This window comes from Mesorhizobium sp. BHbdii, from assembly GCF_053848045.1.
Window position 1 is genome coordinate 557,859 of sequence record NZ_JBSPKX010000003.1, and the last position, 22,354, is coordinate 580,212.

Below are 22,354 nucleotides of genomic sequence, written 5' to 3' on the forward strand. Positions count from 1 at the left end.
CGGTGGCGGATCGCGGAAGCCCGAGCGGCGGACTGTCCTGGCAAAATGCGCCGGGCTGTCGCAATTCGGGCGAATTTGGCACGGAAAAGCGCACAATTGCCTTGGTCGAGGCAGGCCGGCAGTGGTCTCATCCTTTACTTGCCCTTGGCGCGGCTTAAAGTGCCGTGATTCGCATTGGAGCCGTCATGAACTATTGGCTTTGGGAACTTGGGCTTTCGAGACTTCGGGTTTCGCGATTGGGGCTTTCGAGAACCTTGGCGAACGTCATCTTTCTCGCCGCGGTGTCTAGCGTTGGCTTGTCTGGCGTTGGCCTGTCCAGCCAGGCCAATGCTGCACAGCCAAGCGGCAAGGTGCGGTCGACGCATGGCGCGTGGTCGATCATCTGCGACACGCCGGCCGGCGCCACATCGGAACAATGCGTGATGATGCAGAACGTCGTCGCCGAGGACCGTCCAGAGATGGGGCTTTCCGTCGTCGTGCTGCGCACCGCCGACAATAAGGCCGAAATCCTGCGCGTGCTGGCGCCGCTCGGCGTGCTGCTGCCCAACGGGCTCGGCCTCAATGTCGACGGCAAGGATATCGGCCGGGCCTATTTCGTGCGCTGCTTCCAGGACGGCTGCTATGCCGAGGTCATTCTCGAAAAGCCGCTGCTCGACACGCTGAAGACCGGAACGTCAGCCACCTTCATCGTTTTCCAGACGCCGGAGGAAGGCATCGGCATTCCGGTCGAGCTCAAGGGGTTCGCCGACGGTTTCGCCGCCCTGCCTTGAAACCGGGTCAGAATCCCAAAATCCTACTGACGAAAAAGCGATTGTGACTGGCCTTTGGCGATGACAATGGCCATTGCCGATTGTCTGGGCGCACCTTCGCGCCTACATCGTGAGGACAATCTCTTTCCACGGACGGACCTGCCATGAACAGCCTGATCGGCCAATTCGATATTTCCGACGATCGCATCAAGCAGATCGTCGCCGAGACCATCAACGGCGCCGACGATGGCGAGTTGTTCCTCGAATACAGCGAAAGCGAAGCGCTGATGTTCGACAATGGCCGGCTGAAGACCGCCAATTTCAATACCGACCAGGGTTTTGGTCTGCGTGCCGTCGCCGGGGAAGCGAGCGGCTACGCGCATTCCAGCGATCTTTCCGAAGCGTCGCTGCTGCGCGCGGCCGACGCCGTCTCGACGGTGAAGGGAGGTTATTCCGGCACGCTTGCCGCGGCACCCGCCCGCACCAACCGCCACCTCTATGGCGACGAGAATCCGATCCCCTCGCCCTCCTTCGAGGCCAAGGCCAAGCTGCTTCAGGAAATCGATGCGTGGCTACGAGCCGAGGATCCGCGCGTGCGACAGGTGACGGCTTCGCTCGCCGCCTCCTGGCAGCATGTCGAGATCGTGCGTGCCGACGGCCAGATGGTGCGCGACATCCGCCCGCTGGTCAGGATCAACGTGTCGGTGGTGGTCGGCAACGGCGACCGCCAGGAGAGCGGCTCCTACGGCATGGGCGGACGCAAGGCGTTTGGCGAATTCCTGGTCGAGGAGAGCTGGAAGCACGCGGCCAAGGAGGCGCTGCGGCAGGCGCTGGTCAACCTCGAAGCGGTCCCGGCGCCCGCCGGCACCTTTGACATCGTGCTGTCGAGCGGCTGGCCGGGCGTCATGCTGCACGAAGCCGTCGGCCACGGGCTGGAAGGCGACTTCAACCGCAAGAAGACATCGGCCTTCGCCGGACTGATGGGCCAGCAGGTGGCCGCGAAGGGTGTCACCGTCGTCGACGACGGCACCATGGCCGAACGGCGTGGGTCGCTGACCGTCGATGACGAAGGCACGCCGTCGGCCCGCAACGTGCTGATCGACGACGGCAAGCTTGTCGGCTATATGCAGGACCGCCAGAACGCCCGGCTGATGGGCATGGAGGCCACCGGCAACGGACGGCGCGAAGGCTATGCGCACCAGCCGATGCCGCGCATGACCAACACCTACATGACCTCAGGCGATATGCAGCCGGACGAAATCATCGCGTCGGTCAAGAACGGCATCTATGCCGTCTCCTTCGGCGGCGGCCAGGTCGACATCACTTCGGGCAAGTTCGTGTTCGGCTGCACCGAGGCCTACATGATCGAGAATGGTAAGGTAACGCAGCCGATCAAGGGCGCCATGCTGATCGGCAACGGGCCGGATGCCATGCATCGGGTTTCGATGATCGGCAACGACATGAAGCTCGACACCGGCATCGGCATGTGCGGCAAGGCCGGCCAGGGCGTGCCGGTCGGCGTCGGCCAGCCGCATCTCAGGATGAACCAGATGACGGTCGGTGGCACACGGGTTTGATAGACCGGCCGCGCCAGCTATTGTGGTCGCGAAAACCGGTCCCTCTCAGCCGCTGCCGCCCGCGATCCTTGGCAAGTGACTGTAAGGGTGGCGGGAACCGCCAGAGCGGCGTGCAAGAAGCATAGCCGTCTGCCGGCCAGTTTCGAACTGCCCTACAGCCACGAAGCCGGGGTTTTCGGCAAACGATGGTCGGGATCGATGACCTTCAGACGCGGTGCGTTGTTCTCGTTCCATCGCCAGAGGGCGACGCATGTGCCCCCCGGCGACATGAAGGACGGGTAGATCACGCCGTGCTGCCCATCGGCAATCAGGCGATCTCTCAGCGTGTGCGTCTCAGGCACCAGGCCTTGATCCATGATGTCGCGCCATTCGCATCGGTGAATGTCTGCCGTCACGCCGAGCTTGGTCAGCACATCAGCGTCCGTCAGGTCGGCCAGCCGCGCGCCTGAAAGTTCGAGCTGCGCAATCACCGCCGGATGCTGGACAAAGCCCTGGTTGTACTCCGCCCAAGCGGTGGATAATTCCCGCGCAGCATAGATGGTCGGGGTGCCCATCGGATTCCAGCGCCCGCCAAAGCGGGCCGCTCCTTCGCCGGAAAGCGGGAGATGCGCCCAACGCGGCACGAAGGCACGCCATAGGCTCAGCCTGCTGTCAGGCATAGATGCCGGAGCGGACTGCCTCCAGATAGGCAAGCACCTTGTCCGTCTTGCCCTCTCGAACGAGATCGTAGGCGGTCTTTCCAGCCCAGCCGGGGATCGGCTGATGCTTGAACCAGATCGCCGCACGCTGTTCATCGCCGGCCATCTCGCCTGCCATCGCCAGGATACGGACAATCGGACTCAATGCGGCGTCCACCTTGCGCGCGCCGGTCTTGGCGGCAAGCGTGTTGCGCGCGACGCCGATCAGGCCCGCCAGTTCGGTCAGATTGACGCCCAGCAATTCAGCCACCCGTCTTGCCGAAAGAAATGGCGTCCGTTCCTCGCCAAAGCGCGATGCTCGAATTTCGAGAGCTGCGGCATTCATAGCATCATCCTAGCACGTTTTGAACAGCGTGTGATAAAAATATGCTCATTTTACGCACAATTCAAGCTCAAACAAATGCAAACCTGTTACCGCCGTCGTTTCGGCTTCTCCAAAAGCGCAACGGCTTCGACATGCGGCGACCACAGGAACTGATCGATCGGCGTCACGCTTTTCAGGGCGTAGCCGCCATCGATGAGGATGCGCAGGTCGCGTGCCAACGTCACCGGATTGCAGGAAATCGCGGCGACAAGCGGCACGTCGGACCGGGCAATCTGCTTCGACTGGTCTTCGGCGCCGGCGCGAGGCGGATCGAACACAACGCCGTCGAACGTATTCAACTCCTTGAATGTAAGCGGCCGCCGGAACAGATCGCGGCGTTCGCTGGTGACCCGCTTCAGACCGCTGGCGAAACGGAACGCGCGGTCTAGCGCCGAAAGCGCTGCCGCATCGCCCTCCACCGCATGGACTTCCGACTTTGCGGCGAGACGTAGCGCAAAGCTGCCGCAGCCGGCGAAGAGATCGGCGACCTTTTTGGCGCGCACCAAATGCCGGCCGACGATGTCCGCCATCGCCTGCTCGGCCGCCTCGGTGGCCTGCAGGAAAGCACCCGGCGGCACCGCGACAGCCACGCCGCCGAACATGACAACAGGCTTTTTGGGCTCGATGATGACTTCGCCGTCGATCGAAAGCCTTGCCAGCCCCCGAGCGATGACGAAGTTGGAGGCGACGCGGCGCTGGTTTTCGCCGAGCTTGCCGGAATCGTGAACCGCGACATCGAGGCCGGAACCGGTCACCGTGACCGTCATGCGGAACGATTTCGTCGTTGCGCAAACCAGTTCGGCGAGTGCTTTCAGACGGTCGAGCTTTGCGACGATCTCCGGCAGCGAGATCGGGCATTCCTCGATGGAAATGATTTCGGACGACAGCGCGCGAACAAAGCCGAGCCGCATGCCGGCCTCGCTCCGTCGGGCGGTGAACACGACGCGCCGACGCGTCTGCGGCGCGCACGGCACCAGCGCGTCAATGTCGCAGGTGATGCCCTTGCTGTTCAGCGCATGCGCAACCTTGTCGCGCTTCCACCGATGATAAGCTTCGGCCTCAAGATGCTGGATGGCGCAGCCGCCGCATTCGGTGAAATGCCGGCAGGCGGGATCGATACGAAGCGGCGAAGCCTCCAGCACGGACATAAGCGTGGCGCGATCTTTTTCGCGCGCGGCGGTGACGGTTTCACCGGGCAACGTGAACGGAATGAAAAGCTCGCCGGTTTGCGTCTCGGCGATGCCGTCGCCCTGGGATCCCAGTCGTGTGATCGTGAAGCGCGCGTTCATCGGCTTCCGATCCCCCTGTTCTCGACTCCGGCATCCTTGATCCCGGCGAGCAGGAACTCGCGGTTGCCGTCGCTGCCTTCGATCGGCGACAGATGCAATCCCAGCGAGCGCCAACCGGGGACGCCGTCGAGCCAGTCCTGCAGAAGGCCGGCAACCCGCGCCGCATCGTATGGGTCCTTCAGCAAGCCGCCCTTGCCGATCGCCTCGCGGCCCGCCTCGAATTGCGGCTTGACCAGAAATACTGCTCTGGCGCCGCTGCTGGCAATGGCGAGCGCCGGCGGCAGCGCCAGTTTCAACGAGATGAAGCTGACATCAGAGACGATAAAATCCGGAATGCGGTCGGCAAGATCGGCGGCGGAAAGATCACGGGCGTTCAATCCCTCGATCACCGTCACACGCGGATCGCCAGCGATATCCGGATGTATCTGGCCATGCCCGACATCGATAGCCGTGACATGTGCCGCGCCGCGTTCAAGCAAGACCTGAGTGAAGCCTCCGGTCGAGGCGCCGACGTCCAGCGCTTCGCTGCCGGCGGGATCGAGACCGAAATGATCGAGCCCGGCGATCAGCTTCAGCGCAGCACGCGACACGTAACCCAGCGCCGGATCATCGACGGCTATGAGGCAATCAGCCAGGACGGTCTGGCCGGGCTTGCGGGCGATGACGCCATCGGCCGTCACCGTACCGCGCTCGATCGCGTCGCGGGCGCGAGAGCGGCTGGGAAACAGGCCGCGCGCGACGAGAAGTTCGTCGAGCCGCTGGCGTCGGCTGGCTGGCAAAGGGGAGTTCATCGGCCTTCATGGCGAAAGCCCGTCACGAAGGCAAGGATATTGGCAAGAACAACGAACATCTTGGGGGAAAGCAGGCCGCGCCACAACTTGTTGAATATCGCACCAGGTCCGGCACAATGTTGGGATATGCCGTTTTGCTGCCAAAACGTGAAGGAGGACGGATGCTGACCGGAACCTGCCATTGTGGCGCGGCCCACTGGACGTTGGAGGGCGATCCCGGCTCGATCACAGCCTGCAATTGCACGCTGTGCCGCCGCTATGGCGCACTGTGGGCTTACGATTATGTGGACGAACGCATTCGCGTTGCGGGATCGACAAGGTCTTATACGCGCGCCGGAAAAGATACCCCGTCGCTCGAGATTCTGTTCTGTCCGACATGCGCCTGCGTTCTGGCCTGGCGTGGTTTGCGATCCAGTGCCGACGGTCCCACTCGGATCGCCGTCAATGTGAGGCTTGCGCCGCCTGACGCCGTCGCTAACCTCCCAATCGACCATTTCGATGGTCTCCATACTTTCGAGGACCTGCCGCGCGATGGTCGCTGCGTGCGCGATATGTGGTTCTAGTGGAAAAATCTGACACTCAGTACCGGTGCGGAAGGGCAGAAGATGACCCTTGGCGGTGGTTCGTTCGCGACCGGCCGCATTTACGCCCATGACCCTGAGCTGACCTTCATCAGCCCATTTCGCTGCCCCATGGCCGACGCTCACCCCAACCAGCGTTCCTGCCCCATGGCCGACGCTCGCCCCAACCAGCGTTCCTGACCCAAAGCAGACCAGAGCAGGTCTAGGCTCCGAAGCGATACTCTATTATCATGGAAACAGTTGCCCAGCGCCGGAAACCTCCATGGAGCGCAGGCTTGCGGCGATACTTGCCGCCGATATCGTTGGCTACAGCCGCCTTATGGAAGCCGATGAGGCGGATACCCTCGCGCGCCTGAAGAGTACCCGCGAGAACTTGATCGATCCGAAGATCGCCGCTCATAAGGGGCGCATCGTGAAGCTCATGGGCGACGGCGCCCTGATAGAATTCTCCAGCGTGGTCGACGCGGTCGGTTGCGCCGTGGAAATCCAGCGGACCATGGCGGAGTGCAACGCCGAACTGCCGAAGGAAAGACAGCTCGAATTCCGCATTGGCGTAAACCTTGGCGATGTGATTGTCGAAGGGCAGGACATCTATGGCGACGGCGTGAATGTCGCGGGGAGACTGGAAGGATTGGCCGAACCCGGGGGCGTCCTGATTTCTGGAACGGCATTCGATCAGGTCGAGAGAAAGCTGGATTTTGAGTTCGAGTTTTTGGGTGAACAACAACTCAAGAACATCGAAAAACCTGTTCGCCTGTATCGGGTGAGCCCGCGGACACGCGCCGCGTCCGGGGCAGTTCCAGCAAAACGCAAACGTCATATCGAATGGCGCCGGCTGACAGTCGCGGCGACGGCGCTGATCCTGATCGCCGGAGGTGTAGCGATTTGGAACGTGCTCGGCGACGGTTCAGGTCCGCCGGTCGAAGTGGCCTCGAAGGCAAGAATGGTGCTCCCGCTGCCTGAGAAGCCATCCATCGCTGTGTTGCCGTTCACCAATATGTCCAACGAGGCGGGGCAAGAGACCTTTACTGATGGCATGACCGATGACCTGATTACCGACCTTTCCAAGGTTTCCGGCCTCTTCGTAATCGCGCGAAACTCGACATTCGCTTATCGCGGCAAGCCGGTGAAAATCAGCCAGGTCGCCGAGGAACTTGGCGTGCGCTACGTTCTCGAGGGGAGCGTACGGCGCGCCGGCGAGCAGGTGCGAGTCAACGCCCAGCTCATCGATACCCTCTCCGGCGGGCATGTGTGGGCGGACAGGTTCGATGGAAACGTCGCCGATATTTTTGCGGTCCAGGACGTTTTTGTCGCAAAGATCGTCGAAGCGTTGAAGGTCAATCTCACCACCACCGAAAAAACGGAAATTGCCCGCGCCAAGCCGGACAACATTGCAGCCAAGGAAGCTTTCGAAGAGGGCTGGAGCCTTTATCTCCGTTACAACGCAAAGGACACAGCTGCCGCCATCACTTCCTTGAAAAAAGCAACCGAAATTGATCCCGAATATGGGCGAGCTTATGCCGCCCTGGCGCTGGCCTATTTCCGCGTCGTTGACTCACTTTGGGGTAAAGAACTCGGTAGGGACGAACCATATTTCTGGTGGGGAGCTCACGATTACGTAGAGCTGGCCAAGAAATATCCAACGTCACTGTCCTATACAGTCGAGGCATTGCGGGACGTTTTTCAAGGTCTGGCCGAAGACGCACGCAGGAATGCCGGTCGAGCGATTGCATTGGACCCCAACGACCCCGAGGCACACATCGCAACGGCTTGGGCGCTGACGATCTCAGGCGAACCTGCAGAGGCGCTGAATTTCGTCGCGACCGCCATGCGGCTCAACCCGAACTATCCAAGCCACTACGTTCTCGCGCGTGGATTGGCGCTTTTTGCAATGGGCGATCTGAAACAAGCGGCTGAGGTGTTCGGAGAAGGCGTCAGGCGAAACCCAGACGCAACTGCGCTCTTTCTACCTTTCAGTTCCGTCCTGGCGCAACTCGGTCGCCGGGAAGAAGCGAGACAGATGCTACTGAGGTTCCGACCGGGTTTAGACCAGAAAGGGCTCGAAAACCTTCCCGACACTTTACACCTCTCGTTCAAATGGGATTATGAACACGCAAGTGTCCGGGAGCGCCTGAATGACGGTGTCCGTGTCGCTGCGCTGCCGCTGGACGTCACCGTGATGAGCCTGGAAGCAGAGCTTGAGACCGGAAATCCCTTTTCCCAGCAATATGCAGCAAAGCGACTAGGCTGGTTTGGCGCAGCGGCAGCACAAGCCGTTCCGGCTCTGGTTGAAGCGCTCCAGGTTGAATATCTCCGCCGGGAAGCCATCGCGGCACTGGGAAAGATCGGGCCTTCGGCACGAACTGCGATTCCTGCGCTCGTGGCACTCCAAAATGAGGCTCTGGTTGGCGCTTACGCAAAGGACGCGCTGTTCAAAATCAGAGGCAATTGATGGACCTGGACGCGCGCCAGGGATTTCCGCTTGTGGCCCCAACTCGGACCTGCTGCGATGTCCGCTCCGGAGCCGCTGTTGGGGGACAAGGAGACATCAAACGCGTCCGGTCCGCCATCCCAATTATGAGTACACGGCCTAGGCGAACCACCAGCGTTCGGCGATCTTCTGCCCGTCCATCGGCCAGTTCGAGGCCACCTCGCCATGGGCGAGAGCCTTGGTGTGAGCATCGACATAGGAGTTGAAGACCAGGTTCACCAGCCCGCCGTCGTCATGCAGCAATTGCTGCATTTCAGCATACATGCCGGCACGCTTGGTATCGTCGGTCTCCGAGCGGGCGGCGACGAGCAGCTCATTAAAGCGCGGATTTTTCCAGAACGTTTCGTTCCACACCGCTTCCGCCGCATAGGCGACGGTGAACATCCAGTCGCACGTCGGCCGGCCGGCCCAGTAAGAGGCGAGGAACGGCTTCTTGAGCCAGACATTGTCCCAGTAGCCGTCATTGGGCTCCCTGATCACATTCAGGTTGAGCCCGGCCGCCTGGGCATGCTCCTGCCAGAGGAGAGCGGAGTCGGTCGCACCCGTGAAGGCGGCATCCGCGACCGACAGGTCGAACTGGGTGTTCTCGGCCCCCGCCTTCTTGAGGAGGCTCTTGACCATGTCGGGGTCGTAGACGTGCTTCGGCTGCGGATCGGTCGCGAACTTGACGGTCGGTGAGATCGGATTGTCGTTGCCGACTGCCCCGTGGCCAAGGAACACCTTCTGCACGATCTCGTCGCGATTGAGCGAGTACTTGATCGCATTGCGCACATCGGGATTGTCGAAGGGCGCTTTCTGGGCGTTCATGACATAGACGTAGTGGCCGTAGCCCGTCGTCTCCGAGATCACGAGATCGGGGTTCTGCTTCAGAATGTCGAGCGTCTTCAGATCGCAGCGATCCATGTAGTGGACCTCGCCGGTGTAGAGCGCATTGGTGCGCGCCGTTACATCATTGATCGCCAGGCATTCGACACGGTCGAACCAGCCCTTGTCGGATTTGAAGTAGTTCGGGTTCTTGTTAAAGGTGGCGATGACGCCGGGCTCGAATTTCTCGAGCATATAGGGGCCGGTGCGGATGCCCGACTCCCAGTCGACGCCGCCCTCTTTCGCCGGCATTACCGGGATGTCCGACATGATGTAGGGGAAGTCGGCATTGCCGCCGTCGAGCTCAAAGACGACCGTCTCGGCGCCATCGGTGACGACGTTCTTGACCGAACCCAAGAGCGATTTCACCACCGATTTCGAGCCCTCGACGTTGTGATGCCTGACCGAGGCCACGACATCGTCGGCGGTGACCGTCTTGCCATTGTGAAAGGTGGCGCCTTTCCTCAGTTTGAACACCCACTTCTTGGCGCCGTCTGACGGCTCAAAGCTCTCGGCGAGGTCGGGGACCACGTTGCCCTTGGAATCGATCTCGGTCAGGCTGTTCGACAAGGTTCCAAATAGCGCGGTGCCGGTGAACGGGTTGGCATTGGTACTACCCGGGTCCAGTGAATCGGTGGCGGCGGCTTCGCCGATGCCGATCTTCAAGGTGCCGCCCTTCTTGGGTTCGGCGCGCACCGCCTGCACGAACATCGCATTGGCGGCCGTGGCGGTAAGGCCGGCGGCGAGCGCCAGCTGAACAAACTCACGGCGCGAAACCCTGCCTTTCGCGGCAAGCTTGGCGGCCGACTGCAGTTTCGTTTCAAATTCCGTCACAGATGCTCTCTCCCTCGAACGGAAGATCATGCGAGACCCTCGGCGGCCCGAGAGACTTTAGGACGTTAGCACAACAGGCATTCCCGAGCTAACGAGGACCTCCGGCAGCGCACGGTCGGACTCGTGTCCTCTCGCTTGCTCCCGCGCGGACTTGGGCCTCGCCCGGGGCGGATGGATCGGTCGATATCCAGTTCGTTGGCTGTGACGGAAAGATTGCCAACTGTATTTCGATTACACCAGGCTGGAGTTACTGGGTCCGCTTCTATCACCCGCGCACGCAAATTTCAGATCGCACGTGGGTATTCCCGGAGCCGAAGCTGATGAATTGATATGAGGATATCGAATGTCCGCTCTTCCAAAGCTGCCCTGGAATCGCTTTCGCTAATGTCCGTTTCTGGCGCTGGTTGCTCATTTCCAGTCGACAATCGAACGGCACGAAACCACCCATTTCTGCCCTTCACACACGGTAGCAAGCGTCAGGATTTCACTCTGCTTCTGAGAAGATTGGCCGCGAGACCAGAGACACCGTAGGCGAATGCCAAATAACAACACAAGTAGTCAGTTACGACCGCGCGTCGGGAAGCTGATCCAAGCCGTTGAGACTTTGATTCAGGCGCTTTGCGCGCTGGCGGTGCGTCCTAGCGCCACGAAGACGGTGCGCACGATGCCTGCGGCGTCCAGCCCGGCGTCGGCGTACATCTTTTCGGGCTTGGCGTGATCTGTGAATGCGTCCGGCAACACAAGCGGGCGTACCTTCAGGCCGTTTTCCAGCAGCCCTTCATGGGCCAGGAATTGCAGCACATGGCTGGCGAAGCCTCCGATCGCGCCCTCTTCTACCGTCACCAGCACCTCGTGCGAGCGCGCCAGCCGCCTGATCAGGTCCTCGTCGAGCGGCTTGGCGAAACGAGCATCGGCGACCGTGGTGGAAAGCCCTGCCGCGCCGAGCTCCTCGGCCGCAGCCAGGCAATCCTGCAACCGCGTGCCGAAGGAAAGCAGCGCAACCTTGCTGCCCTCCCTGACGATACGGCCCTTGCCGATTTCGAGAACCGAGCCACGCTCCGGCAGGTCGACGCCGACACCGTTGCCGCGCGGGTAGCGGAAGGCAATGGGGCCTTCATCGTAGCTTGCCGCCGTGCGCACCATATGGCGCAGTTCCGCCTCGTCCGCCGCGGCCATGACGACGAAACCGGGCAGCGTCGCCAAAAAAGTCGTATCGAAGGCGCCGCAATGGGTCGCCCCATCGGCACCGACGAAGCCGGCGCGATCGATCGGAAAGCGCACCGGCAGTTTTTGGATCGCGACGTCATGAACGACCTGGTCGTAGGCGCGCTGCAGGAAGGTCGAATAGATCGCAGCGAAAGGTTTGAAGCCTTCCGTGGCAAGGCCGGCGGCAAAAGTCACCGCATGTTGCTCGGCGATACCCACATCGAAGGTTCTCGACGGGAACGCCTCGCCGAAGAGGTCGAGGCCGGTGCCGTTCGGCATGGCGGCGGTGATGGCGACGATGCGATCATCTTCGCGGCCTTCCTGGATCAGGCTTTCGGCAAAGACCTTCGTGTAGCTCGGCGCGTTGGCCGGCGCCTTGGCCTGCGCGCCGGTGATGACGTCGAATTTGTTGACGCCGTGATATTTGTCGGCGGCGGCCTCGGCCGGTCCATAGCCCTTGCCCTTCTGGGTTACGACATGGATCAGCACCGGGCCGTCGGCATTGTCGCGGACGTTCTTCAGCACCGGGATCAGGTGCTCGAGATTATGACCGTCGATCGGGCCGATGTGATAGAAACCCATTTCCTCGAACAGCGTGCCGCCGGTGACGTAGCCGCGCGCATGCTCGACCGCCCGCTTGATGGCGCGATCTGCGCGTTCGCCGAGATAGGACGTCAGCTTCTTGCCGAAATCACGCAAGCCCAGATAGGCCTTGCCCGACGCAAGGCGGGCCAGATAGGCGCTCATTGCGCCGGTCGGCGGAGCGATCGACATGTCGTTGTCGTTGAGGATGACGATCAGACGGGCATCGAGCGCGCCAGCATTGTTCATCGCCTCATAGGCCATGCCGGCCGACATGGCGCCGTCGCCGATAACGGCAATGACATTGTTGCGGCCACCGGAGAGATCGCGTGCCATTGCCATGCCGAGGCCGGCGGAAATAGAGGTCGAGGAGTGGGCGGCGCCGAACGGATCGTATTCGCTCTCGGCGCGCTGGGTGAAACCGGACAGGCCGCCCTCTTGCCGCAGCGTGCGGATACGGTCGCGGCGGCCGGTCAGGATCTTGTGCGGATAGGCCTGGTGGCCGACGTCCCAGATCAGCCGGTCGTCTGGCGTGTTGAAGACATAGTGCAATGCCACCGTCAGTTCGACCACGCCAAGGCCAGCACCGAGATGTCCGCCGGTGTGGGACACGGCGTCGATCAACTCGGTGCGAAGCTCCGACGCCAACTGCGGCAGATCACCTGCGTCAAGCGTCCTGAGGTCGGCCGGGATGCGGACCTTGTCGAGAAGTGGCGTGTGGAGCTTTGCGTTCACTGGTGCTAGGGCCTGCTTTTATCCACGTGCGAAATAGGCCGCTGGCCGGCGAATGTAAATGCGTGCGAGTGACGCGGCGTAGATTCAAAGTGTTAGGGTTTCCTTTACGCGTCCAAAAGGACGCGCGGCGGTCTAATTGTCCGGCAGCGGAATGAACTCTTCTTCATCTCCAGGAACGATATCGAAGCGGCCTGTCTTCCACTCTTCTTTCGCCTGTTCGATGCGTTCCTTCGACGATGACACGAAATTCCACCAGATGTAGCGCTTGGAGCCGAGCGAGGCGCCGCCGAACAGCATGAAATGCGCTCCACCTTCCGAGGACACGACGATCTCGTCGCCGGGCCGGAACACCAGCAGCCGCTCTGCCGGAAAGCGGTCGCCGGAGATCGAAACCTCGCCTTCCAACGTATAGATGGCGCGCTCCTCGGCATCGGCAGGGATTTTCACGCTGGCCCCGGGCGCCAGGCTGAGGTCAGCATAGAGCGTGTCCGAAGCAGTCGCGACCGGAGACCGCAGCCCGGAAAACGCACCGATGACGACGCGCCCGCTGACGCCTTCGGCGTCGATCTCGGGCAGACGCATGGCCGCCGTATTCTCGAAGATCGGATCGACCTCCTCCTTGTCGTCGGGCAGCGCCAGCCATGTCTGCAGGCCGGACACCGACATCGGTGCGCCGCGCAGCTCCTGTGGCGTACGCTCGGAATGGACGATACCGCGGCCGGCGGTCATCAAATTCACGTCACCGGGCTGGATTACCATTTCGGTGCCGAGCGAATCGCGATGCCTGATCTTGCCGTCGAACAGGTAAGTGACCGTCGACAGGCCGATATGCGGATGCGGACGGACATCGAGCGCCTGGCCGGCCCGCAAAATCGCCGGGCCCATGCGATCGAAGAAGATGAAGGGACCTACCAGCCGGCGCCTGGCGGTTGGCAAGGCACGGTGAACCTGAAAGCCGCCAATATCCTTGGCGTTCGGAATGACCATCAGTTCGATCTGGTCGCTGGCGAAGGCGTCACCGGGCAGAGGGTCGTTTGCGGGGAAGAAGCTCATGCGGTCTTCCTCAGGCGAAGCGGAGTGCAGACTTGGCTTTCGCCTTGGCCGCCACCTCTTCGCGATTGCGCGGATGCTGTGTCGTCTCGAGGCTGTCTAGCAATTCGCGCGCCGACGCGGCTATGGCCTCGACGGCGTGGTCGAACGCATGCTGGTTCTGTTTCGACGGCCGCGTCGTTCCGCTCAGCTTGCGGACAAACTGGAGCGCGGCATCGCGGACCTCGTCATTGGTTGCCGGCGGATCGAAATTGAACAGGGTCTTGATGTTTCTGCACATCGTTCGCGATCTCCTCTCGTCCTGGAGCCGTTTTCAAACGGGATGAATTTTATCCTCAATCATGATCATATCCAAAAGCCGCGAGGCGAAATTGTCGTTCGAGATTGTGCTTTACTCCGCGTCCAGCGGCTCTGTCCCCACCGGCTTACCGTCGCGCGAAACCCTGATCTTTTCGACCTTGTCCTCGGCCGCCTTGAGCAGCCGATCGCAATGGACCTTCAGTGCCTCGCCGCGCTCATAGATGCGGATCGACTGGTCGAGCGGCACGTCACCGCGCTCCAGATCATCGACGATTTTCTCCAGCGCGTCGAGCGCCTGCTCGAAGCTCATTGCCTTAACGTCTTCGTTGGTCTCACCAGCCATCGTCTATCCTTTCATCAGTCGTCCGACATGGGCGGCGACCGAAAATGCCAATCCCTGCAGATCGTAGCCGCCCTCGAGCAGGCTGACGAGCCGGTTGTCGCTGTGGCGACCGGCGCGCTGCATCAACTGGCCGGTTGCCCAGTCGAAATCGCCCTCGGTCAGGTTGATCTCGGCCAGCGGATCGCGGTGGTGCGCATCGAAGCCGGCGGAAATTATGATGAGGTCGGGCGCGAAACTGTCGAGCGCCGGCAAGATGCGCGACAGGAAAGCGTCGCGGAAAACCTCGCTGCCGGTTTGCGGCGCCAGCGGCGCGTTGACAATGTTGCCGGCGCCGGTTTCGCTCACGGCCCCGGTCCCTGGGTAAAGCGGCATCTGGTGCGTCGAGCAGTAGAGCACCGACGGATCGTCCCAGAAAATATCCTGTGTGCCATTGCCGTGGTGGACGTCCCAGTCGACGATAGCGACGCGCTCGGCCTGGTGCTGCCTTTGCGCGTGGCGCGCCGCGATCGCCGCGGTGTTGAACAGGCAGAAGCCCATGGACGTCGTCTTTTCGGCATGATGGCCGGGCGGCCGGGCGGCGACGAAGACATTGGTGGCGTTGCCCCGAAAAACATCGTCGACGGCCGCGTTGGCGGCACCGATCGCCGTCACAGCCGCCTGCCAGCTTTTCGGGCTGGCGGTGGTGTCGGCATCGACGCGAGCGATACCGGTGTCCGGTATCGTAGCGCGGACCCGCTCGACGAATTCCTGCGGATGTGCGTAGAGGATTGTGGCCTCGTCGCCTTCCGGCGCCTCGGCACGATCAAGGGCCGCAAAGGCCTCGTCGTCGAGCGCGCGTTCGATGGCGCGCAGGCGGTCGGGCCGCTCCGGATGACCGGGCGGCGTTATGTGTTCGAGAAAGACCGGGTGGGTATAAAGCCTTGTGACCATGCCCCCGATATAGGCGCGTCCGGCGGCTTTGACCATGTTCTGGCACCACCAAAGCAAGACGTTCAACAGGGTTTAGATGTTGGGGTGCTGGTTGGGTCCAGCGCGAGCCATTGCCGCGCGCCTTGGCTTCGAAGGTCTTGAAACAGACTCAGGCCAGCGATTTGTCAATCTCAGCCGGTGCTTGCGGACGGCCAATCCTGCGGCCTTGCTTGAGCAGCCCCTCCAAAAGCACGTTGAATGCCTGCACCGCCTTTTTCGACGTCGCTTCGGGATCCTCCGAATTTGCGATCCACTGCGCGGCATGTAGCGAGGCGCCGCTGATCAACCTTGCTGCGGCTTCGGGATTAACAGCAACGATGGTTCCCTCGTCCCTTAGCTTTTGAAGGTTCTCGCTCATCGAGCGGATGCACTCATTCTGGCTCGGCCATTGCGAAGGATCGCCGAGCACCGCCGGTCCATCGCGAAGGACAATACGCTGGATCTCCGGCTCCAGCGCCATCTCGATATACGCGGTGCATTCGTCGACAAAGCCCTGCCAGAGAGTGTCCGCCCTGGCCGAAACGATCTTCAGCCGGGCCAACATTTCCGCGTCGATCTCGGCGATGACCGCTTGGAGAAGGCCCTTCTTGTCGCCGAAGTGATGATAAAGCGCGCCACGCGTCAGCCCGGCCGATGCGGTGAAGTCGTCCATCGACGCTTCGGCATAGCCGACAGTGCCAAAGGCATGGCGCGCGGCCGCGACCAATTTGGCGCGGGTCTCGGCGATCATCTCCTTGCGTGGTTTGTGCCCCATTCGCTCATTCCTTCACATACGTCTCGTATATTAATTGACATACGCGTCGTATGTCATTATCTGATTGCATACGCCACGTATATAAGTGGCTCGACCTCAAGAATCCAGGAGTGTTCTCATGCCCAATCCCTATCGCGAAATCTTCAAGGCAAGGGGAGCCAAGGGCTTCGCCGCAGCCGGCTTCGTTGCCCGGATGCCGATGGCCATGGCTCCGATCGGGATCGTCGCGATGCTGTCGCAGACGCACGGCGAGTACTGGCTGGCCGGCGCCGTCTCAGCGACATATGCGCTGGCCAATGCTTTCGTCGCGCCGCAGATATCGCGGCTGGTGGACCGCCTCGGCCAGGCGCGGATTGTGGTGCCCACCACTGTGATTTCCGTGCTCGCTTTCGTGGTGCTGGTTGCGGCGGCCAATCAGGACTGGCCGATATGGACACTGTTCGTGTCAGCGCTGCTGGCCGCCGCAATGCCCAGCATCCCCGCAATGGTGCGCGCGCGCTGGACAGAGCTCTTCCGGGATCGCCCCGAGATGAACACCGCGTTCGCCTTCGAGTCGGCGGCCGACGAGCTGGTCTACATCGCCGGGGCATCGCTATCGGTGGGCCTGAGCGTGGCCCTTTTCCCGGAAGCGGGAATGTTGGCGAGCACGTTGTTCCTCGCCTTCGGCTCGACAGCATTCATCCTGCAGCGCTCGACCGAGCCGCGAGTGCGACCGGTCGACCAGGGCTCGCGCGGCTCGGCAATCCGCCTGCGGCCGGTCCAAATCATCACCTTGGCCCTGATCTTCATTGGCGCGACCTTCGCAACCACGGAGGTGAGCACCGTGGCAATCACCAAAGAGCTCGGCCAGCCGGGCGCCGCCAGCCTCGTCATCGGCGTCTACGCCCTCGGATCGTTCGTCGTCGGCATCATCATCGGCGCCCTGAACCTGAAAACACCGCTGCAAATTCAGCTTGCCATCGCGATCGCCATCATCGCGCTTACCACGCTGCCGCTGCTCGTCGCCGACACGGTGCCTCTTCTGGCGCTGGCCGTCTTCGTTAGCGGTGTGGCGATCTCGCCGACCTTCATCACGGCATTCGGCCTGATCGAGCGGCGCGTGCCGGAGGCGATGCTGACCGAGGGCGTTACCTGGGTCATGACCGGCATAGGCATCGGCATGGCGCTCGGCTCCTTCGCCGCCGGATGGGTGGTGGACGCCTTCGGCGCACAGAGCGGGTTCCTGGTGTCGGTGGCGGCGGGCGCAATCGCACTCGTCATCGTGCTGCTCGGCATGCGCAGCCTTGCCACGGCGGATTGCGACACCTCCGCATGCGACGCAGCCGCGGTTCCTGCCGAATAGGCTCCTATGCGTCCGGTCCTGAGCGGCCGGACCCATGCGAGCGCCGCTAGGCCAGGTTAAAGAATCTCGGTGTTGGCGATGTGGATGCCAAAACCTTCGAGGCCGACATAGTGGCGTTCCCGCGAGGCGATCAGGTTGATCGACGAAATGCCTAGGTCTTTGAGGATTTGCGCGCCAAGACCGATCTCGCGCCATTCGCTTTCGCGCCGGCGCGCCTCTTCATGGTCCTCGCGGTCGCCGGCAGGTGGCCGGTTGCGCTCCTGATGTGCGACGCCGACGGAGCCTTCGCGCAGATAGACAATGACGCCGCGCCGGCGCTCGCCCATCGATTTCATGATGCCGTCCAGCCTGTGGCTGGTACCGAAGACGTCCGTCACAACGTCCTCGGAATGCAGCCGCACCGGCACTTCCTCGCCGTCGCGGATGTCGCCGAAGACGATCGCCACATGGTGCATAGAATCCCACGGCAGCGTGTAGGTAAAGACCTGCGCCTTGCCGCCAGGCGTGTCGATGGCAGAACAGGCAACACGCTCGACCAGCGTTTCCTTGCGCTGGCGGTAGGCAATGAGGTCGGCGACCGAAATCTGCTTCAAACCGTTCTTTTCGGCGAAGGCCTGCACCTGGGGGCCACGCATCACGGTGCCGTCATCATTGACCAGCTCGGAAATCACGCCGACCGGCGGCAGGCCGGCAAGCTTGCACAAATCGACCGCGGCTTCGGTATGGCCCGAACGCATCAGCACGCCGCCTTCGCGCGCAATCAGCGGAAAGATGTGGCCGGGGCGGACGAAATCAGACGCGCCGACATTGCCATTGGCAAGATTGCGCACGGTCAATGTGCGGTCGTCGGCCGAAATGCCCGTCGTCGTGCCGTGCTTGAAATCGACGCTGACGGTGAAGGCGGTGGTGTGGGCCGAGTCATTGTCGGCGACCATCGGCGAAAGATTCAGGCGCTTGGCTTCCTCGCGTGGCATCGGCGTGCAGACGATGCCGGAGGTGTTGCGGACGATGAACGCCATCTTCTCCGGCGTGCAATGGACGGCGGCGACGATCAGGTCACCCTCGTTCTCGCGCCCGTCATCGTCCATGACGACGACGATTTCGCCGCGTTCGAACGCACGCAGGGCTTCTACGATCTTCTTCTGGTCGTAAGGCATAAGTGCTCGTTTCACTCGCAGGGGAGTAGGGGAATAGGGCAGTAAGGGAGTAGGGAAAAGGAAAATTTCTGTCGCGGGAGCTACATAACATACTCGCCTACTGCCTTACTCCCCTACTGCCTTCCCGTTTGTCCTCGATGACGCAGATAGTGATCGGCAATCGCGCAGGCAACCATCGCCTCGCCGATCGGTACCGCGCGGATACCGACACACGGATCGTGCCGGCCCTTGGTCATGATCTCGACGTCGTTGCCGTCCTTGTCGATTGACTTTCGCGGGGTCAGGATCGACGAGGTCGGCTTGACGGCAAAGCGCGCGACGATCGCCTGGCCGGTCGAGATGCCGCCGAGGATGCCACCCGCATTATTGGAGAGGAAGACCGGCTTGCCGTCATTGCCCACGCGAATCTCGTCGGCATTCTCTTCGCCGGTAATGCGGGCGGCCTCGAAGCCGTTGCCGATCTCGACACCCTTGACGGCATTGATCGACATCAGGCCCGAGGCAATGTCCTGGTCGAGCTTGGCGTAGATCGGCGCGCCGAGGCCTGCCGGAACGCCATCGGCGATGATCTCGATTACCGCGCCGACCGAGGAACCCGCCTTGCGGATGCCGTCAAGATACGCGGTGAAGGTGGCGACCGATGCCGGGTCGGGCGTGAAGAACGGATTTTCGGCGTCGCCAACGAAATTCCAGTTCCAGTTGGCGCGGTCGATCGATTTCTCTCCCATCGAGACCAGCGCACCGCGCACGACCATGCCGGGCACGACCTTGCGGGCCAAGGCTCCGGCCGCCACTCGCGCCGCCGTCTCACGGGCCGAAGACCGGCCGCCACCGCGATGATCTCGCAGGCCGTATTTGGCATGGTAGGTGTAATCGGCATGACCAGGCCGGTACTGGCGGGCGATCTCGCCATAGTCCTTGGAGCGCTGGTCGATATTCTCGATCAGCATCGACACCGGCGTTCCGGTGGTGATCATGGTCTCACCGTCCTCATCCAGGATGAAGCCGGACAAGATCTTGACCTCGTCGGGTTCGCGACGCTGCGTCACAAAACGCGATTGACCCGGACGGCGCTTGTCGAGGTCGGCCTGGACCTCCGCGCGCGTGAAGCGGATGCCGGGCGGACAGCCGTCGACCACGCAGCCGAGCGCTGCGCCATGGCTTTCGCCCCAGGTGGTGACGCGGAAAAGGTGGCCAAACGTATTGTGAGACATGAAAACCAGCCCTGCCGGCATCGGAGCCGGCTTAGCGTATGACCGCGAAAATCGGAGCGATTTTCGGGGTCATGCGCATAATCAAAGTGCTACAGCGTCCTGCGCGCGTCCAACGGGACGCGCGGCGCTGTAGCCTGCGTTCTATTGGCGTTTTCGGCAGCGGTCAAACTGTGATCTGGCGGATTTAGTTTTGACACATTCGGTTGGTTTCTGCTTCCTTCGATCCGTCTGTTGAACACCCGCCGCCACCGTGCCGGCGCAATGATAAGAGGACGATGATGCGTATCCTACTCGGCGCCGTTGCCGCCATGTTGCTGATTTCCACCGCCGCCTTCGCCGGCCAAACCGAAGGCCTGATCAAAGAGATCGATAAGGACACGCTGACGCTGACACTCGACGACGGCAAATCCTACAAGCTGAACGCCGAAACCGATCTCGAAGCGCTGAAACCCGGCATGGATATCGTGATCGCCTACGACGAGACAAACGGCGAGAACGTCATCACCGACATGCAATTGCCGGATTCAACCGAATAGTGTCTTTCCGGCTGACCTGTCCCGAAAGCCGGGATGAAGGTCGTGTGACCTACCATCTTGTCCGAACCCCCGGTTCGGGGTCACGGTCTTGGTCAAAACTCATTCAGCCGACTTCAGGCCTTCGTTCACGACACACTCTGTCGGACAGCGCACCACGCCTGCTCGGCAATGGGCGGCTCCATCGTCGAAATGGCCGGTGAAGAGTTCCGGCTAGATCTCGGTCTGACTCATGCCGGAGCTCCATCGAGCCAGAGCTTGTTCGCAGCCCTCGACCGGATCGGGGGCCGCGATGATCGTCGCCACGGCCTCAGGATCGGCAGGTGTCCTCAATGTCAGCATGTCGGACGGCTTTGCCGGCCGGTGTGAAGCGACGGCGAGAGGGGCTGAACACGGTCGTTCAGAGTGATTGGGTTTCGACCCTTAGAGCCACTCCAGGAGTCGTCCCTCTAGCCTGAGCAAGCGATCCTGCGGCACATTCAGGGTTGCGGCTTCTTTCTCGGGCATTCCCAGCACCATGCGGAACAGGGCGCGCACGACGCCGCCATGGGTCACGCAGACCGTCTGGCGGTCCAGCGCATCGAACCACGGCTTTATCCGTTCGAGCAGCATTTGATAGCTTTCGGCGCCCTCGCCGGGCGGCAGGAAATTCCATTTATCGAAGCGCCTCTCCCTGGCTGAGCCCAAATGCCGGGCCTCGAGTTCGGGAAAGGTGAAACCCTGCCAGTCGCCGAAACTCATTTCGACAAGGCGAGGATCGGTACGATAGGCATGCGGATCGAGCTTCATCGCCGCGCGCAGGCGCTCCATGGTCTCGCGCGTGCGCCGCATCGGGCTGGCGACAAAGTCGAAATCCTGGGGGTTATGGACAAATTCGGCCAGCCGGCGCCCGTTGCGGCTAGCCTGCTCGCGGCCGAGCGCATTGAGATCGGTGTCGGCCTGCCCCTGCAACCGCGACTCGGCGTTCCACTTCGTCTGGCCGTGGCGTGCGATGTAGACGAGCGGATACATCAGGTCTTCCGGAAGAGATCGGGAGCAGACAGGCAGGATTGGTGTTCGTGGAAGGAACTAGTCCTTGACGGTCGAAATGTCGGGTGCGTCGACGGCCTTCATGCCTACGACATGGTAACCGGAATCGACATGGTGGATCTCGCCGGTGACGCCGCGTGAAAGGTTGGACAGGAAATAGACGGCTGAATCGCCGACTTCCTCCTGAGTGACCGTCTGCTTCAGCGGCGAATTGTATTCGTTCCACTTCAGGATGTAGCGGAAATCGCCGATGCCGGAGGCCGCAAGCGTCTTGATCGGCCCGGCCGAGATGGCGTTGACGCGGATCTTCCTGGCGCCAAGGTCGACGGCCAGATAGCGCACGCTGGCTTCGAGCGCCGCCTTGGCGACGCCCATTACGTTGTAGTGCGGCATCACCTTTTCCGCGCCATAATAGGTCAGCGTCAGCAGCGAGCCGCCCTCGCTCATCAGCGCCTCGGCGCGCTTGGCGATGGTGGTGAAAGAATACACCGAAATGTCCATGGTGCGCAGGAAATTGTCGCGCGTCGTCTCGACATAGCGGCCTGTCAGTTCGTCCTTGTCGGAAAAGGCGATGGCGTGGACGAGGAAATCGAGCTTGCCCCAATGCTTTGCGATGTCGTCGAACACTGCATCCAGCGTTGCCGGATCGGTCACATCGCAATGGCCGGCGACATGGGCGTTGAGTTCCGCCGCCAGCGGCTCGACGCGCTTCTTGAACGCCTCACCCTGATAGGTCAGCGCAATCTCGGCGCCGTGGTCGACGCAAGCCTTGGCTATGCCATAGGCGATCGACCGATTGTTCGCGACGCCAAGGACAAGCCCGCGCTTGCCGGCCATCATGCCTTGTCCACCCGCCATGTGAGCGCTCTCCGCAATATCTTCTGCTTTGTGGAGTGGCTATC

21 protein-coding genes are annotated in these 22,354 nt (G+C 61.8%); 6 read left to right on the plus strand and 15 right to left on the minus strand.

What is annotated here, in order from left to right; translation table 11 throughout:
• The first annotated feature begins 185 nt into the window (after window positions 1-185).
• Both ACWTU8_RS19500 and tldD read left to right on the plus strand, forming a co-directional pair.
• Window positions 186-770 (plus strand): invasion associated locus B family protein, encoded by a 585-nt coding sequence (locus ACWTU8_RS19500; RefSeq protein WP_455849440.1) that lies wholly within the window; start codon window positions 186-188, stop codon window positions 768-770.
• Window positions 771-913: 143 nt separating this feature from the next.
• On the plus strand, window positions 914-2,326 hold the full coding sequence (gene tldD / locus ACWTU8_RS19505) for a metalloprotease TldD (RefSeq protein WP_287368807.1): 1,413 nt from the start codon (window positions 914-916) through the stop codon (window positions 2,324-2,326).
• A 152-nt stretch (window positions 2,327-2,478) separates the two neighbouring features.
• Here tldD and ACWTU8_RS19510 read toward each other — a convergent pair whose 3' ends face one another.
• The 4 genes from ACWTU8_RS19510 to ACWTU8_RS19525 all read right to left on the minus strand — a co-directional run bounded on the left by ACWTU8_RS19510 (window position 2,479) and on the right by ACWTU8_RS19525 (window position 5,468).
• Window positions 2,479-2,985 (minus strand): RES family NAD+ phosphorylase, encoded by a 507-nt coding sequence (locus ACWTU8_RS19510; protein ID WP_455849441.1) that lies wholly within the window; start codon window positions 2,983-2,985, stop codon window positions 2,479-2,481.
• Window positions 2,978-3,349, minus strand: coding sequence for an antitoxin Xre/MbcA/ParS toxin-binding domain-containing protein (locus ACWTU8_RS19515; protein ID WP_029355607.1), 372 nt, complete (start codon window positions 3,347-3,349; stop codon window positions 2,978-2,980). The genes ACWTU8_RS19510 and ACWTU8_RS19515 overlap by 8 nt, the downstream gene beginning before the upstream one ends.
• 86 nt (window positions 3,350-3,435) lie before the next feature.
• Entirely contained in the window at window positions 3,436-4,677 is a 1,242-nt protein-coding gene (locus ACWTU8_RS19520) for a class I SAM-dependent RNA methyltransferase (protein WP_455849442.1), read from the minus strand.
• Window positions 4,674-5,468 carry a TlyA family RNA methyltransferase gene (locus ACWTU8_RS19525; protein ID WP_455849443.1) on the minus strand — a complete coding sequence of 265 codons (795 nt, stop codon included), beginning with the start codon at window positions 5,466-5,468 and terminating at the stop codon, window positions 4,674-4,676. Before ACWTU8_RS19525 ends, ACWTU8_RS19520 begins: the two co-directional genes overlap by 4 nt.
• A gap of 161 nt (window positions 5,469-5,629) precedes the next feature.
• Here ACWTU8_RS19525 and ACWTU8_RS19530 point away from each other — a divergent pair, with 161 nt between their 5' ends.
• Both ACWTU8_RS19530 and ACWTU8_RS19535 read left to right on the plus strand, forming a co-directional pair.
• Window positions 5,630-6,031, plus strand: a complete 402-nt coding sequence (locus ACWTU8_RS19530) for a GFA family protein (protein WP_455849626.1) — start codon at window positions 5,630-5,632, stop codon at window positions 6,029-6,031.
• Between the two features lie 280 nt (window positions 6,032-6,311).
• Window positions 6,312-8,501, plus strand: coding sequence for an adenylate/guanylate cyclase domain-containing protein (locus ACWTU8_RS19535; protein WP_455849444.1), 2,190 nt, complete (start codon window positions 6,312-6,314; stop codon window positions 8,499-8,501).
• 138 nt (window positions 8,502-8,639) lie between these two features.
• On the opposite strand, the gene ACWTU8_RS19540 is transcribed toward ACWTU8_RS19535, so the two are convergent.
• The 7 genes from ACWTU8_RS19540 to ACWTU8_RS19570 all read right to left on the minus strand — a co-directional run bounded on the left by ACWTU8_RS19540 (window position 8,640) and on the right by ACWTU8_RS19570 (window position 16,177).
• Window positions 8,640-10,238, minus strand: a complete 1,599-nt coding sequence (locus tag ACWTU8_RS19540; protein WP_455849445.1) for an ABC transporter substrate-binding protein — start codon at window positions 10,236-10,238, stop codon at window positions 8,640-8,642.
• A 609-nt stretch (window positions 10,239-10,847) separates the two neighbouring features.
• Entirely contained in the window at window positions 10,848-12,761 is a 1,914-nt protein-coding gene (gene dxs / locus ACWTU8_RS19545; protein ID WP_455849446.1) for a 1-deoxy-D-xylulose-5-phosphate synthase, read from the minus strand.
• 132 nt (window positions 12,762-12,893) lie between these two features.
• Window positions 12,894-13,814: a pirin family protein gene (locus tag ACWTU8_RS19550; protein WP_455849447.1), complete on the minus strand. Its 921-nt coding sequence runs from the start codon at window positions 13,812-13,814 to the stop codon at window positions 12,894-12,896.
• 10 nt (window positions 13,815-13,824) lie between these two features.
• The gene (locus ACWTU8_RS19555; protein WP_023716908.1) at window positions 13,825-14,091 is read right to left on the minus strand and encodes a DUF2277 domain-containing protein; all 267 of its coding nucleotides are present in this window, start codon (window positions 14,089-14,091) and stop codon (window positions 13,825-13,827) included.
• A gap of 111 nt (window positions 14,092-14,202) precedes the next feature.
• Window positions 14,203-14,454, minus strand: coding sequence for an exodeoxyribonuclease VII small subunit (locus ACWTU8_RS19560; RefSeq protein ID WP_455849448.1), 252 nt, complete (start codon window positions 14,452-14,454; stop codon window positions 14,203-14,205).
• A gap of 3 nt (window positions 14,455-14,457) precedes the next feature.
• Window positions 14,458-15,384 (minus strand): histone deacetylase family protein, encoded by a 927-nt coding sequence (locus ACWTU8_RS19565; RefSeq protein ID WP_029355589.1) that lies wholly within the window; start codon window positions 15,382-15,384, stop codon window positions 14,458-14,460.
• Between the two features lie 148 nt (window positions 15,385-15,532).
• Window positions 15,533-16,177 carry a TetR/AcrR family transcriptional regulator gene (locus ACWTU8_RS19570; RefSeq protein ID WP_455849449.1) on the minus strand — a complete coding sequence of 215 codons (645 nt, stop codon included), beginning with the start codon at window positions 16,175-16,177 and terminating at the stop codon, window positions 15,533-15,535.
• Window positions 16,178-16,295: 118 nt separating this feature from the next.
• Here ACWTU8_RS19570 and ACWTU8_RS19575 point away from each other — a divergent pair, with 118 nt between their 5' ends.
• Window positions 16,296-17,519 (plus strand): MFS transporter, encoded by a 1,224-nt coding sequence (locus tag ACWTU8_RS19575; RefSeq protein WP_095518287.1) that lies wholly within the window; start codon window positions 16,296-16,298, stop codon window positions 17,517-17,519.
• 56 nt (window positions 17,520-17,575) lie between these two features.
• Here the strand turns inward: ACWTU8_RS19575 and ribB are convergent, their stop codons facing one another.
• Together ribB and aroC are read right to left on the minus strand one after the other, a co-directional pair.
• Window positions 17,576-18,676 (minus strand): 3,4-dihydroxy-2-butanone-4-phosphate synthase, encoded by a 1,101-nt coding sequence (gene ribB, locus ACWTU8_RS19580; protein WP_455849450.1) that lies wholly within the window; start codon window positions 18,674-18,676, stop codon window positions 17,576-17,578.
• A 113-nt stretch (window positions 18,677-18,789) separates the two neighbouring features.
• On the minus strand, window positions 18,790-19,890 hold the full coding sequence (gene aroC, locus ACWTU8_RS19585) for a chorismate synthase (RefSeq protein WP_455849451.1): 1,101 nt from the start codon (window positions 19,888-19,890) through the stop codon (window positions 18,790-18,792).
• A 278-nt stretch (window positions 19,891-20,168) separates the two neighbouring features.
• Here aroC and ACWTU8_RS19590 point away from each other — a divergent pair, with 278 nt between their 5' ends.
• The gene (locus tag ACWTU8_RS19590; protein WP_029355578.1) at window positions 20,169-20,426 is read left to right on the plus strand and encodes a DUF1344 domain-containing protein; all 258 of its coding nucleotides are present in this window, start codon (window positions 20,169-20,171) and stop codon (window positions 20,424-20,426) included.
• Window positions 20,427-20,846: 420 nt separating this feature from the next.
• Here ACWTU8_RS19590 and ACWTU8_RS19595 read toward each other — a convergent pair whose 3' ends face one another.
• Window positions 20,847-21,434 (minus strand): histidine phosphatase family protein, encoded by a 588-nt coding sequence (locus ACWTU8_RS19595; RefSeq protein WP_455849452.1) that lies wholly within the window; start codon window positions 21,432-21,434, stop codon window positions 20,847-20,849.
• 57 nt (window positions 21,435-21,491) lie between these two features.
• Entirely contained in the window at window positions 21,492-22,310 is an 819-nt protein-coding gene (gene fabI, locus ACWTU8_RS19600) for an enoyl-ACP reductase FabI (protein WP_455849453.1), read from the minus strand.
• Between the last annotated feature and the right edge of the window lie 44 nt (window positions 22,311-22,354).

Excerpts from the sequence above, each read along its gene's own strand:
- ACWTU8_RS19595 (WP_455849452.1), bottom strand. The coding sequence starts at position 21,434 with ATGTATCCGCTCGTCTACATCGCACGCCACGGCCAGACGAAGTGGAAC.
- ACWTU8_RS19500 (WP_455849440.1), top strand. The coding sequence starts at position 186 with ATGAACTATTGGCTTTGGGAACTTGGGCTTTCGAGACTTCGGGTTTCG.
- ribB (WP_455849450.1), bottom strand. The coding sequence starts at position 18,676 with ATGCCTTACGACCAGAAGAAGATCGTAGAAGCCCTGCGTGCGTTCGAA.
- ACWTU8_RS19570 (WP_455849449.1), bottom strand. The coding sequence starts at position 16,177 with ATGGGGCACAAACCACGCAAGGAGATGATCGCCGAGACCCGCGCCAAA.
- fabI (WP_455849453.1), bottom strand. The coding sequence starts at position 22,310 with ATGGCGGGTGGACAAGGCATGATGGCCGGCAAGCGCGGGCTTGTCCTT.
- aroC (WP_455849451.1), bottom strand. The coding sequence starts at position 19,890 with ATGTCTCACAATACGTTTGGCCACCTTTTCCGCGTCACCACCTGGGGC.
- ACWTU8_RS19525 (WP_455849443.1), bottom strand. The coding sequence starts at position 5,468 with ATGAACTCCCCTTTGCCAGCCAGCCGACGCCAGCGGCTCGACGAACTT.
- ACWTU8_RS19535 (WP_455849444.1), top strand. The coding sequence starts at position 6,312 with ATGGAGCGCAGGCTTGCGGCGATACTTGCCGCCGATATCGTTGGCTAC.
- ACWTU8_RS19520 (WP_455849442.1), bottom strand. The coding sequence starts at position 4,677 with ATGAACGCGCGCTTCACGATCACACGACTGGGATCCCAGGGCGACGGC.
- ACWTU8_RS19590 (WP_029355578.1), top strand. The coding sequence starts at position 20,169 with ATGCGTATCCTACTCGGCGCCGTTGCCGCCATGTTGCTGATTTCCACC.
- ACWTU8_RS19550 (WP_455849447.1), bottom strand. The coding sequence starts at position 13,814 with ATGAGCTTCTTCCCCGCAAACGACCCTCTGCCCGGTGACGCCTTCGCC.
- ACWTU8_RS19530 (WP_455849626.1), top strand. The coding sequence starts at position 5,630 with ATGCTGACCGGAACCTGCCATTGTGGCGCGGCCCACTGGACGTTGGAG.
- ACWTU8_RS19560 (WP_455849448.1), bottom strand. The coding sequence starts at position 14,454 with ATGGCTGGTGAGACCAACGAAGACGTTAAGGCAATGAGCTTCGAGCAG.
- tldD (WP_287368807.1), top strand. The coding sequence starts at position 914 with ATGAACAGCCTGATCGGCCAATTCGATATTTCCGACGATCGCATCAAG.
- ACWTU8_RS19555 (WP_023716908.1), bottom strand. The coding sequence starts at position 14,091 with ATGTGCAGAAACATCAAGACCCTGTTCAATTTCGATCCGCCGGCAACC.
- ACWTU8_RS19510 (WP_455849441.1), bottom strand. The coding sequence starts at position 2,985 with ATGCCTGACAGCAGGCTGAGCCTATGGCGTGCCTTCGTGCCGCGTTGG.
- ACWTU8_RS19575 (WP_095518287.1), top strand. The coding sequence starts at position 16,296 with ATGCCCAATCCCTATCGCGAAATCTTCAAGGCAAGGGGAGCCAAGGGC.
- ACWTU8_RS19515 (WP_029355607.1), bottom strand. The coding sequence starts at position 3,349 with ATGAATGCCGCAGCTCTCGAAATTCGAGCATCGCGCTTTGGCGAGGAA.
- ACWTU8_RS19565 (WP_029355589.1), bottom strand. The coding sequence starts at position 15,384 with ATGGTCACAAGGCTTTATACCCACCCGGTCTTTCTCGAACACATAACG.